This is a genomic window from Amniculibacterium aquaticum, from assembly GCF_003852705.1.
GTDB classification, from domain to species: Bacteria; Bacteroidota; Bacteroidia; order Flavobacteriales; family Weeksellaceae; genus Amniculibacterium; species Amniculibacterium aquaticum.
On sequence record NZ_REFA01000001.1, the window covers coordinates 51,754 to 66,598 of the forward strand.

The following is a 14,845-nucleotide window of genomic DNA, read 5'->3' on the forward strand; positions in this document are numbered from 1 at the left end:
TAAAAGAGAGGCATTTCTGCCTCTCATAATTAATTACAAGGGGTATTCGTGATTTTATCATTGATGTACACTACATGTCCCTCACTTACTACATCTCCGGTGTATGTATATGTATAGCAATTACCAAAAAAATCCGCATCACATCTTTCACCTCCACTTGTATAGGTCGGAGCAGCAATAAAGGACGGGGCAGGACCTCCCTCACCACCGATTACACCATTTAGCTTTTCGCTTTGTAGTTTATAGTTCTCCAACTTTTCTAACTTTTTCATAATAAAAATATTTTGTGTTATTTTGTCATTATTGACAAGACAAATATAAATTGTGAAATAAAATAAAACGACAACTAAAGTTTATTTTTGGGACACTAAAGTTTATTTTTTTACATTTGCTAAAAAAATAAGATGGCACTAGGTAAAAAACTTCATAATCTTCGTATTGCAAAAAATCTCACCAAAGAAGGCGTTGCATTGGAATTAGGCGTGTCGAAAACTGCGTATGGTAAATGGGAAAACGATATTGCAAAACCCAATTTCCAAAACATTTCTACCATTTGCAATTTTTACAACATTAGTAAAGATGAACTCATGGAAGAAGAAAAAAATATCAACCAAAACAACAATACCTTTAACAATAGTCCAAATGTAATAAATTCACCAAATCCAACTTTCAATTATACCATCTCGGACGAAATTATACAAAAAATTACGGATAACCAAAACAATATATCAGAATTAGTCCAAAATCAAAATATCTTATTACAAAAAATACTCCAACAGAAGTAAAGTAAAATTTAGCACAATATTCTTTCTCAAGCTCATAGGCTTCATTCTTCACATCCATAAAATTCAGGGTATCCTCCTGCTGGCGCGAGTATCTTGCTCGTGTCCAACAAAACACAGTGGCAAAGCTAATAAAATAAGCTTCTTCTTTTTCTTTGAATATATACTTTCTACTCATTTCTTATTGTTTATAGGTACGAGTGGGACACTCGCACCAGCGAGAGGGATCTCTGGAAAATTGAATTATAAGAGAAATTTTCAAAACAATTTACACTTCTTTTCTATTAAAAAGTTTTACTTTTGATCGGTCGTTATTCACATTTTAAATTGCACACATGAACCAAGAGCTTCACGATTTTTTTACCAAAGACCATCGACGGTTAGAAAGCATTCTAGATAGTGCCATTGCAGATCTGTCGAATATCGACATGGATTTGTACAGCCAATTCCGAGTGGGTTTACTTACCCATATTAAAATGGAGGAGAAAATATTTTTTCTAGCCGCCCAAAAAGCCAACAACAATGTACCACTACCATTTGCTCCACAGCTAAGGTTGGAGCACGGTGCCATTACGGCTTTGCTGGTGCCATCGCCAACACCAGAAATTGTTAAGGTCTTAATGCATGTCTTGGATATCCACGATGAGGTCGAAGAAAAGCATGGCGGCATGTACGAGGCTTGTGAAAAACTGACCCACCACGAAACTCAAGCACTGCTGGATCAGTTGCGTGCCGTAACTCCTGTGCCTGTACATCCTCATAACGATGCTCCTATCGCTTTGGAGGCTGCTAAAAGAGCTTTGCTAAGAGCCGGGTACGATTATGACGCATTGGTGAGTTGATGGTTCAGGTTTTTAACCAACATTTATCTTAGAAAATTTCTTTAAAATTTCCTACTTTTGCATACTAAAATCAAGATTTTATGGCTAAGCAGGAAGATGTTTTTAAAAATGTGGTTTCCCACGCAAAAGAATACGGCTTTATATTTCCAAGTTCCGAAATTTATGACGGACTTTCCGCGGTGTACGACTACGGTCAGAATGGTGCCGAACTAAAAAACAACATCAAACAATATTGGTGGAAATCCATGGTGCAAATGAACGAGAATATTGTGGGGATAGACTCTGCAATCTTGATGCATCCAACCACATGGAAAGCCTCCGGACATGTCGATGCCTTCAACGATCCTTTGATTGACAATAAAGATTCCAAAAAAAGATTTAGAGCCGATGTTTTGATCGAAGACTATTGTGCAAAATTAGAAGATAAGGCTCAAAAAGAAATTGAAAAAGCAGCCAAAAGATTTGGTGACGCTTTTGATAAAGCTCAGTTCGAAAGTACCAACCCTCGTGTGATGGAGTACAGAGAAAAGCAAAAAAATATACTTTCTAGAATGGCACAGTCTCTTGAAAAAGAAGATCTGGCTGATGTTAAGGCTTTAATCGAAGAATTGGAAATTGCGGACCCGGATACAGGCTCTAAGAATTGGACCGAAGTAAGACAGTTTAACCTGATGTTTGGGACCAAATTGGGAGCTTCGGCAGACTCGGCTTCGGACATCTATCTAAGACCAGAAACGGCACAAGGTATTTTTGTTAATTTCTTAAATGTACAAAAAACATCCAGACATAAATTGCCTTTTGGGATAGCCCAGATTGGTAAAGCATTTAGAAATGAGATCGTTGCAAGACAATTTATTTTCAGAATGCGTGAGTTTGAGCAAATGGAAATGCAATTTTTTGTACCTCCAGGAACCGAGCTTGAGTATTATCAAAACTGGAAAACAAAACGATTAAACTGGCACTTGGCTCTAGGATTGGGTCAGGAAAACTATAAATTCCACGATCACGAAAAATTAGCACATTATGCCAATGCGGCCGCCGATATCGAGTTCAAATTCCCATTCGGCTTCAAAGAATTGGAAGGAATACATTCCAGAACCAATTTTGACCTTTCGGCTCATGAAAAACATTCGGGTAGAAAACTTCAGTATTTTGATCCGGAAAGAAACGAAACCTACACACCTTTCGTTGTAGAAACCTCCATTGGTTTGGACAGGTTGTTTCTGGCTTTGCTTTCGCATTGTTTGAAAAACGAAGTGTTGGAAGATGGATCAGAAAGAGTTGTCTTGGCATTGCCACCGGCATTGGCTCCAGTAAAAGCGGCGATTCTTCCTTTGGTGAAAAAAGATGGACTTCCGGAATTGGCTTCAAAAATCTACGACGAATTAAAATTTGATTTTAATGTATATTATGAAGAAAAAGATGCCATCGGAAAACGATACAGAAGACAGGATGCCATTGGTACTCCGTTCTGCATTACTGTGGATCACGATTCTTTACAAGACAACACCGTAACTTTAAGAGAAAGAGACGGCATGACACAAGTGAGAGTGCCAATTTCTGATTTAAGAAGAATTATAGACGAAAAAGTAAACTTTAGAACTTTGTTATCTAAGATTTAAATTTATTGATTTCCATAAAAACAACAAAACCTAGAAGCTTTTTCTAGGTTTTGTTGTTTTGTTGATGTTGTAACTAGTTCGTTGTTTCAGAACTTTCGTGGTGTTCCTTTTCTGCAGCATGGAAACCTGCGACACCTCCAGAAACTGCAAATTTCATGGCCGAAGCGGCAGTCATCCCAACAACGGGCTTGGTGTTTTTGGCATCGGTAACAATGACCCACCCAGAAATGGCGTACGAATGTGGAAGGTAAACGGCTACAAAATTTTCTTTCTCTACCGCTGACATCTCGGGTTGTGTCAGAAATCCTATTCTCCAGATCTCTGGATTTTCATTGGTTTTTACCCAAACCGGATGGTTGAATTTCTTTTTATCGCCTACGAAAGAGCTCATCACATCTTTGGTTGGGGTGTAGATGTGTTTTACACCGGGAGTATTTTCTAAAAGTAAGTCCAATTGTTCGAAAATAAACTTACCAAATACAAATTTATTTGCTAAAAAACCTAAAAAGGCGGTTATTAAAATGGCAGATACAAAGACCAGTCCAGGGATTTCCTTAGCCACGGAAGGGATCATGTTGTCGATGGACGAAATGATCGACCATATTACAAAAACCGTCAGACCGATAGGCCCAATGATGGCCAATCCGTGTAAAAAGGCTTTGAAAAAGGTGTTAAATAGAGAATCTAAATTATTTTTTTTCATCAATTATCCGTGTATGGTTTCTTTGTTTCCGTAGGATTGTATGACTTTAGCTTCGTATTCCAGCCATTCTTCCCATCGTTTGTTTACTTTTTCAGGATCGCCAAGTTGTCTGGCAAAACCAATGAATGTGGTGTAGTGATTGGCTTCAGAAATCATCAATTCTTTGTAAAAAACTTTCAGCTCTTCGTCTTTTATGTTTTCAGTCAACACCTTGAATCTCTCGCAGCTTCTGGCTTCAATCATCGCAGCAAAAAGCATTTTGTCGATAATCAAATCGTTTCTATTGCCCCCTTTTTGTATAAAATTGACCAGTTCGTTTACATAATCGTCCTTTCGGGTTCTGCCAAAGCTGTAACCTCTTTTCAGGATAATCTCATGCACCTGGTTGAAATGGTCCAATTCTTCTTGTGCAATGGCAAGGAGTTCGGTTACAATTTCAGGATATTCCGGCAACATGGTAATCAGTCCAATAGCGTTGGTGGCTGCTTTTTGCTCGCACCAAGCATGATCGGTCAAGATTTCTTCCAGGTTACCTTCTGCAATGTTGGCCCATCTTGGGTCGGTTGGGAGTTTTAATTTGAACATTTTTCTTGATTTAAAAGTTGGGAAGGATCGATATTCTCGGGTTTGAAAGGTAAATTTTTCAAATCTTCTTTGGTCAAAACTGAACAGTTTTTGGATTTGAAATTTTCCATTACGCTTACAATTTCTTCGTTCGGGACGGTGGATTTTCTAATTTTGGTGTCAATCCAAACTCCGATTGCTTCTGCAGTAGCACGATGCACGCCGTCTTTGGAGTAGAATTTGTGTTCGAATCTGTAAATGCCTCCGTCTTCTGAGACACCATTGATTTCTACACTCACAAAAATTTCTTGACCAAAGTGTATTTCTTTAAAAAAAGAAAGTCTTTCGTGTAAAATCACGGGCCCAATTCCCCATTGGCTCAGAGCTTTTAGGCTCAATCCATTTTTTTGCATAAAAGCCATCCGCGCATGTGCACAATATTCTACATAAACCGAATTTCCAAGATGGAAATTGGCGTCCAAATCGCTCCAGCGAATGTCAAAAGGATGATAGTAAACCGACATTTTATAGGTTTTTTTAGGATTGTTTTGAAATCAAAATATAAAGTTCAAATTTAAGAAAATAGAAACGATTGAAAAACTGTAATTTTGCAAACTATACTAAATTTTATGGGAAAGAAAAGCGTTGTCATTGTTGGAGGTGGAGCATCTGGTTTTTTTTGTGCAGCCAATTTGGATCATTCAAAATTTGAAATTATCATTTTAGAACAACAAAAAGAAGTTTTACAAAAGGTGAAAATCTCTGGTGGTGGTCGCTGTAATGTGAGTCATGCGTGTTTTGACCCTCGGGATTTGGTTAAATTTTATCCAAGAGGAAACAAGGAATTGATTTCTGTCTTTTCTAAATTTCAGCCTGGTGATACCATGGAGTGGTTTTCTAATCGAGGTGTCGAATTGAAAATTGAAGACGACAATCGTGTCTTTCCGGTCAGCAATTCGTCGCAAACCATTATCAATTGCCTGATGAACGAAGTGGAAAAACGAAAAGTGAGAGTTTTGACCCAAACGACAGTCAAAGAAATTGTTAAGATTGATTCTCAGTATCGGATTGCAACCAATAACGGAGATTTTACACCTGATTTCGTGGTTTTTGCAACCGGATCGGCACCCAAGTCTTTAAAAATATTGGAGAATTTGGGATTAAAAATGGTGAATGCCGTACCGTCCTTATTTACTTTTAACATAAAAGACGATTTGCTGAAAGACCTTCCAGGAACCAGTTTTGAAAATTCAGAAATACGAATTAAAAGTTTAAAAACAGAGGAAGCAGGACCGCTTTTGATCACCCATTGGGGATTGTCGGGACCTGCAATTTTAAAATTGTCCGCTTGGAAAGCCAGAGAGCTTCATGCGTCTAACTATCAATTTGAAATAGAAGTCAATTTTATTTCAACAAACATCAGCGAAGCTGAAGAATTGTTAAATGAATATCGAGAAGCACATTCCAAAAAGCAGATTGCACAATGTCGGATTTTTTCGGTTACGCAAAGGTTTTGGTCGAAAATTTTAGAGATTTCTAAAGTTAATCCTGAGAAGCAAATCTCACAGTTGAACAAAAAAGAAATGCAGTCCATTTTGGAAAACATTTGTCAAAAGAAATTTAAAGTCAATGGCAAATCTACCTTCAAGGACGAGTTTGTAACTGCCGGAGGTGTGGATTTGAAGGAAGTTAACTTCAAAAATATGATGTCGAAAAATTTGAATAAATTTTATATTTCTGGTGAGGTACTTAATATTGATGCGGTTACCGGAGGGTTTAATTTTCAAGCATGTTGGAGCGAAGCCTGGTTGATTGCACAAGATCTGAACGAAAATCATTAAAAATCTAAAGACCAATTAAGACTGGAAAGTATGAGGAACTACTTGCTAAAAAATCATTAAATTTACACCTCAAAAATAAAAAATAAAAAATGGAATTTTCATACCAGGATCCGTATCCTATTCTAAAAGACGATACCCAATACAAAAAATTAAGTTCGGACTATGTAAAAGTAGAACAAATTGGCAATAGAGAAATCTTAACCGTTGACCCAAAAGGTTTGGAAATGCTGGCCGAACACGCCATGAAAGATGTTTCCTTTATGCTTCGTTCTGCTCATTTACAAAAATTAAAAAACATCATCGACGATCCTGAAGCTACGGATAACGATCGTTTTGTGGCGTACAACTTGTTGCAAAACGCAGCGGTAGCCGTCGAGGGTGCTTTGCCATCTTGTCAAGATACAGGTACGGCAATTTGTATGGCCAAAAAAGGAGAAAATGTGTACACCGGTGTCAATGATGCCGAATGGATCTCAAAAGGAATCTACAATACTTATCAAAACGAAAACCTTCGTTATTCTCAAGTCGTGCCATTAACGATGTTTGATGAGAAAAATTCGGGTTCCAATCTTCCTGCTCAAATTGACATTTATGCAGAACAAGGCAATGCGTATAAGTTTTTATTTTTAGCAAAAGGCGGTGGCTCTGCCAACAAAACCTTTTTGTACCAGAAAACCAAGTCGTTATTGAACGATAAGTCTTTGGAAGAATTTGTAAAAGAGAAAATTATGGATTTGGGAACGGCGGCTTGTCCTCCGTACCACTTGGCTATCGTAATCGGTGGTACTTCTGCCGAAGCCAATCTTGCTGCCGTGAAGAAAGCAAGTGCCGGATATTTCGACCATTTGCCAACAGAAGGAAATATGGGTGGCCAGGCTTTCCGCGATGTGGAGTGGGAACAAAGAGTGCAAAAAATTTGTCAAGAAAGTTCCATCGGAGCACAGTTCGGAGGCAAGTACCTGACGCACGATGTTCGAGTGATCCGTTTGCCAAGACATGCAGCTTCTTGTCCTGTGGGGATGGGAGTATCTTGTTCAGCCGATAGAAATATCAAAGGAAAAATTACCAAAGACGGAATTTTCCTAGAACAATTAGAAACCGAGCCTAAGAAGTTTTTACCAGCAACAGCACCTCATTTGGAAGAACCGGTAAGCATAGATCTTAATCGACCAATGGCTGAAGTTTTGGCTGAACTTTCGAAATACCCAATCAAGACGAGACTGAAGCTGAACGGAACATTGATCGTCGCCAGAGATATAGCCCATGCAAAAATTAAAGAATTGTTGGACAGTGGCAAACCCATGCCGGAGTATTTTAAAAATCACCCGATTTATTATGCCGGACCAGCAAAAACTCCTCAAGGAATGCCTTCTGGAAGCTTCGGGCCAACCACTGCGGGTAGAATGGATGTTTATGTAGATGAATTCCAGGCGAATGGAGGAAGTATGATCATGCTTGCCAAAGGGAATAGGAGCAAAGAGGTGACCGATGCGTGTAAGAAACACGGTGGTTTCTATTTGGGATCCATCGGTGGACCGGCTGCAATCTTAGCGAAAGAAAATATAAAATCGGTAGAAGTTGTGGACTTTGAAGAGTTGGGAATGGAAGCCGTAAGAAAGATAGAAATTGTAAATTTCCCGGCATTCATCATCACGGATGACAAAGGAAATGATTTCTTTGCAAGTATTGCACATTAAAATACGATTGAAAAAATCAATAATTTCGGACAAAAATCACTTTAAAAAGTTTGTCCGACAATAAAAAATAATTTACTTTTGCCTAAAATAATAAGAATATGATGTTGTCAGCATTTTGGCCTTTTTATCAGTTCCTGTGGACTGTATATTTTCTAGTCATGTTTATGGTTGGTTTTTGGTGTATTTTTATGTTCTTTGGTTGGATTATCCCATTGTGGTTAACCCAAGGTTTGGCAGAATATTTTGGTAAAACTAAAGCATTCGACCCAGAAGAAGTAAGAAGAAAAACTTTGCCAGAACAAGGTTTGGAAGTTATCTATACCAATCCTAAAGGCGACGGACCTTTTATCCACGGTCATCATTAATTTGGTGTCATCTCTTTTTCACCTTAATTTCGGAAAAGGGATATCCAAGCAAAACAATATATTTCAAAATCAGTTTCTATTTCTTTAGAAACTGATTTTTCTTTTTTTAAAATCACTATCTTTGCAAGCACAAAAAATCTACGATGTCTAAGTCATTAATTCCAAAATTAGAAGCCATAAAACAACGCTACAACGAAGTAGCGGATTTAATCATTCAACCCGATGTAATTACCGATCAAAAAAGATATTCCCAACTCAATAAAGAATATAGTGATTTGGGGAAAATTGTAAAAGTTTTTGATGAATACATGTCGGCCTTGAACACCATTGAAGAATCCGACGAAATTATCGCTGATGGTTCGGATAAAGATTTTGTGGATTTGGCAAAAATGGAAAAAAACGAAGCTTTAGAAAAAATTCCGGCTTTGGAAGAAGAGCTAAAAGTACTTTTGATCCCGAAAGATCCTGCCGATGACAAGAATGTAATTGTCGAATTGCGTGCAGGAACAGGGGGCGATGAAGCAGCAATTTTTGTGGAAGACATCTACAGAATGTACTCCATGTTTTTCAAAACCAAAGGTTGGAAGCATGAAGTGACCGATAGCAACGAAGCGACAAAAGGCTATAAAGAATTGGTGATGAAAGTGGAAGGTGAAGGCGTGTACGGAATTATGAAATTCGAGTCCGGTGTGCACCGTGTACAGAGAGTCCCAGAAACCGAATCTCAAGGTAGGGTGCATACTTCAGCCATTACCATCGCAGTTTTACCCGAAGCGGAAGAAGTGGATGTAGAAATTAATCCAGCCGACATCGAAATGCAGACTTCCAGATCGGGAGGTGCCGGTGGACAGAATGTAAATAAAGTGGAAACCAAAGTACAGCTGACACACAAGCCTTCAGGACTTGTGGTGGTTTGTCAGCAAGCAAGATCGCAGTTGGCCAACAGAGAATTGGCTATGGAAATGCTTAGAGCAAAATTGTACGATATCAAATTGCAAGAAGTGGTGGGTGATATTGCTGCACAAAGAAAAACAATGGTTTCTACAGGAGACCGTTCTGCAAAAATTAAGACCTACAACTATCCGCAAGGTCGTGTGACCGATCACAGAATCAACAAATCCATTTATAACCTGGATGCGTATATGAATGGTGATATCGGTGAAATGATCGATGCGGTTATCATGGCTGAAAATGCTGAAAAAATGAAGGGAGAAGAAGATTAATATTCGACAAGATACCATAAAAAAAGGATTGCTGTTTTCGGCAATCCTTTTTTGTTAAAGTCTAATTTGGGCTGAAATTTTCACACTGAATTTATCCGGTGCTTTTCCATTGCTCAAATGGTGCAAATGATTCAGTCTGTGGATGAAATCAATTCTTAAAAACCTGAAAATATTGGAGATGCCGTAGCCCAATTCCATGTACGGTTTGCGGTTCAGGCTTTTAAATTCTTCGTTGTTTTGGTAAGTGTTTTTCACAAACGAGGGATCCAAATCTCCTAAAAGATAGTTGAAGGTAATGTGGTTTCTCCAATTCAATTTTTTGATCAATGGAAGGCTGTTGGTGATCAGTCCTTCGAGATTTTGGGTGTATTGCAACGATACATATTTGTTGCTGGTGAATTCAAAAAAACGCATCATGTTGAAGGCGTATTTGTTGTAAAATGAAAAGCCATTTCCCAAATGATTTTCCAACAAAGGATACGGAACTTTGTTGGGGATCCATCCGGCGGTTAAAGAATATTCTCCTCTACCCAAAAGTCCCATGGGTACAATTTGCTGAATGTTAAGATGCACTTTGTTGTAGTTGAAATCCCCATTTAAAAAATTTTTCATCCCACGGGTGTATCGAAGGATTAGCGTAGGTTGGTACACATTGTCTTTTAGGCTTACTTGCTTATTATTTCCGGATTCCAAATGTTGTCTTCCCGGTTTCCAACTGGTCTCAGCAATAATTTCTGTTGTGTTAAAAGTTTTTATAATTTCAGTATTAGGATTTTCTTGGTAAGAAAAAGGAAATACAGGATCAAAAGTATCGTGTTTTAGAATGATTTTCCCTGTAATGCTTTTGCTGATGTCTGCTTGAAGGTAACCCTGGTAGCTGTCTTGCCAAAAAGGCTTTCTCAAATTCATTCTGCCATTTTTGGTGAAAGCATCGAAAATTGCATTTCTTCTGGATGAAAAATCTTCATACTGAAAAGCAACTTGTCCCAGATCATGACTGTAAGAGATGCCTCCTTGTATCCAAGGATCTCTGGAAAAAATGTAATCGACTTTTGCACCGTATTTTATGGCCTGATCCTGAAATCCATAACTGACATAACCTCCCAAAATCCATTTTTTACTAAAGAATTTGTTGGTCAGAAAACCCATTCTCAACCGTGTGCCTTCATAATCGTTGTATCCAACGGTGTATAAAAGAGGACCCAGGCCAACCTTGCCCACTTTGTAATACCCGTTGATAAGGAGGTCGATGACATCCAAATACGACTTTACCGATGGTAGTTTTTTTATTTTGCTTATGGTTGCCAGCATTGTTTTTTCAGAAACACTCAAAGAATCGGGTCTGTTTTCGTTCCAAAAAACATCACTTTCGGTTTCAGCATCGTTTAGAATGACGATCTTTTCATCAAAAATTTTAGGTTCTATTTCAATATCGGTTTCAATGTTTTTGGTAGATGCATAGTATTTAAGATAGACGGCCAAGCTTTCTTTTCCCGGTTTTGCAGTTTCCAGAATAACTCGAGTTTTCCCCGGAAACCATTGGTCGTTGGAGTCCAGTTTGGTCATTTCTTGTTGAATTTTCAAACTGTGGATGAAGTTGATATTTGCCTTGGGGCTAATTTCAGCATCGATTTTAAACAAGGCATAAGAACCGTGAGCAATGTAGACCGTCCCTTCAAAAGCCAGATCCGATTCTCGAAACGGCTTGAATTTTAGTACATAGTATTTTTCTCCATCCACGACAGCATGTTTGTCAACCAATTCATAATCGTATTGAATTTTGAAATTGTCGTTGAGCGGTGAGATGAAGTCTTTTCCTAAAATCCTGATGTAATTGTTGTAAAAATTATACTTGATGAAAGTGGATGACATCAACTGTGAAAATAAGGTCCCGTCGTCGATGCCAATGCCGTTGGTTTTTGTTTTTTTGATGATTTCCGATTTGTTTTCCGGTTCTTTTTGGAAGTAGATGTCTGAGATGTTTTCTGAAGCAAAAATGGGAATGGACAGTTTGTTTTTTTCAATTTCGTTGGAGTCGATTTGGTTTTCAATTAAATTTTTTATGTCTTTGTAAACCTTTTTTTTCTTGATTTTTTCTCCAAAATCCGACATGGAAATTTCCATTCGGCTGTAGTTTTCATAACGATAACTTTTATACTTATCCGGATTGTTATTTACCTTTCTTTCAACAAATTTTTCAAGAATTTCATAAGCAGGATTGCTGTATTTTTTTCTTTTCATTTTCAGAGTGATGCCCTCAATATTTTTCTCTCGGTCTATTAACTTTTTTTGTCTTCTTGTTAACTTGGGGCTGTTTGATTTTGGAATGAGATGCAACTCTAATTTTAAAGCTTGATCATATCCTAAAGCCAATCTTTCAAAACCCGTCTTTTCCACAATTATAGAATCTAAATTAATCGTGTTTTCAATTAGGAATTTCCCGTCAACATCGGTTTCTGTAAAATGTAAATTACCGTCTTTCGATTTTAATGCCACTCGGGTGTATGGCAATAGCTCGCCGGTCTCAGAGTTTGTAGCCCTTCCTTGCGCAATTTTATTTTGTGCAAAAGCCGTTTGAGAAATGAAAAGGAAAATAAAAATAAAGTAAAGTTGTGTTTTTTTTAGCATTATTGCGTTTTGTAAAGCTAAGCTAACGAAAAAATATGATTTTAACATCTATTTAACTTAAAAATTCTAAGAAGTCATTTCCCAAAAAAAAGCTATTTTTACCGATGATTAATCAAAGCATAGAATGAGACATCCCATCAAAGATAAAAATCCAGACTTTCAAGAAGTTACAAAATCGACCTCGGAATTGTATCACTTTGAAAAAGACGGATTGCAACTGAAATCCAGTTATTCAGCAGAAGATTCCGCACCATTAACCCAAAATTCTTGGACTGCCGGCATTGCTCCTTATTTGCGCGGGCCGTATTCTACGATGTATGTTCAGAAACCATGGACCATCCGACAATATGCCGGATTTTCCACCGCTGAAGAGTCCAATGCTTTTTACAGAAGAAATTTGGCTGCTGGACAAAAAGGACTTTCCGTGGCATTCGATTTGGCAACCCACCGCGGTTACGACTCGGATCACTCCAGGGTGGTAGGCGATGTCGGAAAAGCCGGAGTTGCTATTGACTCGGTTGAGGATATGAAAATTTTATTCAACGAAATCCCTTTGTATCAGATTTCCGTTTCCATGACCATGAACGGTGCCGTATTGCCCATCTTGTCCTTTTATATCGTAGCTGCTGAAGAGCAAGGTGTTGCACAAAATCTACTTTCAGGAACCATTCAAAATGATATTCTGAAAGAATTTATGGTACGAAATACCTACATCTATCCACCAACACCATCCATGAAAATCATTGCGGATATATTTGAATACACTTCCAAAAATATCCCTAAGTTCAATTCCATTTCCATCTCGGGATACCACATGCAAGAAGCTGGAGCAACACCGGTTTTGGAGATGGCTTATACCCTTGCCGACGGATTGGAATATGTAAGAACCGGAATAAAAGCCGGGATGAATGTCGATGATTTTGCACCTCGTTTGTCCTTTTTCTGGGCCATCGGGATGAATCATTTTATGGAAATTGCCAAGATGAGAGCCGCAAGAACCATTTGGGCAAATTTACTGACCCAGTTCAATCCGCAGAATCAAAAATCTCTCGCACTTAGAACGCACTCCCAAACTTCGGGTTGGTCACTTACCGAGCAAGAACCTTTCAATAACATCACCAGAACAGCGATAGAAGCTCTATCTTCGGCTCTGGGTGGCACACAATCTTTACACACCAACGCATTGGACGAAGCCATTGCTTTGCCAACCGATTATTCTGCGAAAATTGCAAGAAATACCCAGATTATTCTTCAGCAAGAAAGCGGTATTTGTGATGTGGTCGATCCTATGGGAGGCAGTCATTTGGTAGAAGCCCTTACCCAACAGATGATTACCGAAGCCATGAAGTACATCGACGAGGTGGAGCAAGAAGGCGGTATGACCAAAGCCATCGAGGCCGGAATTCCTAAAATGAGAATTGAAGAAGCTGCCGCTAAAAAACAAGCCAAAATTGACAGCGGCGAAGAGTTCATCATCGGAGTCAATTCCTTCAAATCCAAACTGAAACAACAAGAGTTTGATATTTTGGACATCGACAATACCGAGGTGAGAAGAAAACAAATCGAAAGATTGCAAAAAATAAAATCCGAAAGAAACGAAGTTTCAGTTAATGAAATTTTAGACCAACTGAGAGCTGCTGCCAAAACAGGTCAAGGAAATCTTTTGGAAATCTGCATAGAAGCCGCAAGAAGACGAGTGACCCTTGGTGAAATGAGCGATGCCATGGAAGAAAGCTTCGGTAGATACAAAGCCAACATTAAAACCATTTCTGGAGTATACGCCATGAATGCACAAAAAAATGAATTTTTCGAAAAGGCCCTAACGCTTACCCAACAGTTTGAAGATGCTGAAGGCAGAAGACCAAGATTGATGGTCGCTAAAATGGGACAAGACGGACACGACAGAGGAGCGAAAGTAGTGGCAACAGCCTTTGCCGATATGGGCTTCGATGTCGATGTAGCACCACTTTTCCAAACACCTGAAGAGGTAGCCAAGCAGGCTGTAGAAAACGACATTCATATTCTAGGAGTTTCCTCACTCGCTGCCGGACACAAAACCTTGGTGCCACAAGTGGTAGAAGAACTGAAAAAATTAGGAGCCGATGACATTACCATTGTTGTGGGCGGTGTGATACCGCAGCAAGATTACGAATTTTTGTACAACAACGGCGCCGATTTCATCTTTGGGCCAGGAACCAATATCCCAGAATCTGCAGTGGAAATCTTAAAACGATTTTTAAAATAAATTTACAGAAGTAATTTGAAAAAGATGGGTACTGTTGTGCTCATCTTTTTTATTTGGGCACCTGAGCTTCGCTCGCAATCGTGAATAAAAGCAGTGCTTTTCTTTCGATTGTGCCCTCCGTTCCCGCTTTTTTGGTTTTTGGTTTCCTTCGACGATGCTCAGAAAACCAAAAACCAAAAAGAGCTCCACTCAGGTCGGGGTGCAGCTCAGAGATTATGGATAGATCCGTTTGTTTTTTTTCAACCTTTGCGGATTTTGCGTGGTAGTTGAGAGTTGTTGGTATTCATTATCAAGATTTTAACTCGAAAAAAAATAGCTTATATTTGAGAAATT

The 14,845-nt window shown here is 38.6% G+C and carries 13 protein-coding genes; 8 read left to right on the forward strand and 5 right to left on the reverse strand.

The window, feature by feature from the left end:
- Positions 1-29 precede the first annotated feature (29 nt).
- Entirely contained in the window at positions 30-254 is a 225-nt protein-coding gene (locus EIY84_RS00230; protein ID WP_124639291.1) for a hypothetical protein, read from the reverse strand.
- Positions 255-404: 150 nt separating this feature from the next.
- Between EIY84_RS00230 and EIY84_RS00235 the strand changes: the two genes are divergently transcribed.
- The 3 genes from EIY84_RS00235 to EIY84_RS00245 all read left to right on the forward strand — a co-directional run bounded on the left by EIY84_RS00235 (position 405) and on the right by EIY84_RS00245 (position 3,246).
- Positions 405-785 carry a helix-turn-helix domain-containing protein gene (locus tag EIY84_RS00235; RefSeq protein ID WP_124639294.1) on the forward strand — a complete coding sequence of 127 codons (381 nt, stop codon included), beginning with the start codon at positions 405-407 and terminating at the stop codon, positions 783-785.
- A 332-nt stretch (positions 786-1,117) separates the two neighbouring features.
- Positions 1,118-1,624, forward strand: a complete 507-nt coding sequence (locus tag EIY84_RS00240) for a hemerythrin domain-containing protein (RefSeq protein WP_124639296.1) — start codon at positions 1,118-1,120, stop codon at positions 1,622-1,624.
- Positions 1,625-1,704: 80 nt separating this feature from the next.
- Complete coding sequence (locus tag EIY84_RS00245; RefSeq protein ID WP_124639299.1) at positions 1,705-3,246, forward strand: glycine--tRNA ligase; 1,542 nt, start codon at positions 1,705-1,707, stop codon at positions 3,244-3,246.
- A gap of 73 nt (positions 3,247-3,319) precedes the next feature.
- Here the strand turns inward: EIY84_RS00245 and EIY84_RS00250 are convergent, their stop codons facing one another.
- The 3 genes from EIY84_RS00250 to EIY84_RS00260 are packed head-to-tail and all read right to left on the reverse strand — an operon-like array spanning position 3,320 to position 5,037.
- Positions 3,320-3,949, reverse strand: coding sequence for a DUF502 domain-containing protein (locus EIY84_RS00250; protein WP_124639301.1), 630 nt, complete (start codon positions 3,947-3,949; stop codon positions 3,320-3,322).
- Between the two features lie 3 nt (positions 3,950-3,952).
- Positions 3,953-4,534, reverse strand: coding sequence for a tRNA-(ms[2]io[6]A)-hydroxylase (gene miaE, locus EIY84_RS00255; RefSeq protein WP_124639304.1), 582 nt, complete (start codon positions 4,532-4,534; stop codon positions 3,953-3,955).
- Positions 4,522-5,037, reverse strand: coding sequence for an acyl-CoA thioesterase (locus EIY84_RS00260; protein WP_124639306.1), 516 nt, complete (start codon positions 5,035-5,037; stop codon positions 4,522-4,524). The genes miaE and EIY84_RS00260 overlap by 13 nt, the downstream gene beginning before the upstream one ends.
- A 105-nt stretch (positions 5,038-5,142) precedes the next feature.
- Between EIY84_RS00260 and EIY84_RS00265 the strand changes: the two genes are divergently transcribed.
- The 4 genes from EIY84_RS00265 to prfA all read left to right on the forward strand — a co-directional run bounded on the left by EIY84_RS00265 (position 5,143) and on the right by prfA (position 9,639).
- On the forward strand, positions 5,143-6,354 hold the full coding sequence (locus EIY84_RS00265; protein ID WP_124639308.1) for a BaiN/RdsA family NAD(P)/FAD-dependent oxidoreductase: 1,212 nt from the start codon (positions 5,143-5,145) through the stop codon (positions 6,352-6,354).
- Between the two features lie 89 nt (positions 6,355-6,443).
- Positions 6,444-8,051, forward strand: coding sequence for a fumarate hydratase (locus tag EIY84_RS00270; protein ID WP_124639310.1), 1,608 nt, complete (start codon positions 6,444-6,446; stop codon positions 8,049-8,051).
- A 98-nt stretch (positions 8,052-8,149) separates the two neighbouring features.
- Positions 8,150-8,416, forward strand: coding sequence for a hypothetical protein (locus EIY84_RS00275; protein ID WP_124639312.1), 267 nt, complete (start codon positions 8,150-8,152; stop codon positions 8,414-8,416).
- A gap of 143 nt (positions 8,417-8,559) precedes the next feature.
- Positions 8,560-9,639 carry a peptide chain release factor 1 gene (gene prfA, locus EIY84_RS00280; protein WP_124639315.1) on the forward strand — a complete coding sequence of 360 codons (1,080 nt, stop codon included), beginning with the start codon at positions 8,560-8,562 and terminating at the stop codon, positions 9,637-9,639.
- Positions 9,640-9,693: 54 nt separating this feature from the next.
- Here prfA and EIY84_RS00285 read toward each other — a convergent pair whose 3' ends face one another.
- Positions 9,694-12,267 (reverse strand): DUF5686 family protein, encoded by a 2,574-nt coding sequence (locus EIY84_RS00285; protein WP_124639317.1) that lies wholly within the window; start codon positions 12,265-12,267, stop codon positions 9,694-9,696.
- A 124-nt stretch (positions 12,268-12,391) separates the two neighbouring features.
- On the opposite strand from EIY84_RS00285, the gene scpA reads away from it, so the two are divergent.
- Complete coding sequence (gene scpA, locus EIY84_RS00290; protein WP_124639319.1) at positions 12,392-14,512, forward strand: methylmalonyl-CoA mutase; 2,121 nt, start codon at positions 12,392-12,394, stop codon at positions 14,510-14,512.
- The last annotated feature ends 333 nt before the right edge of the window (positions 14,513-14,845 follow it).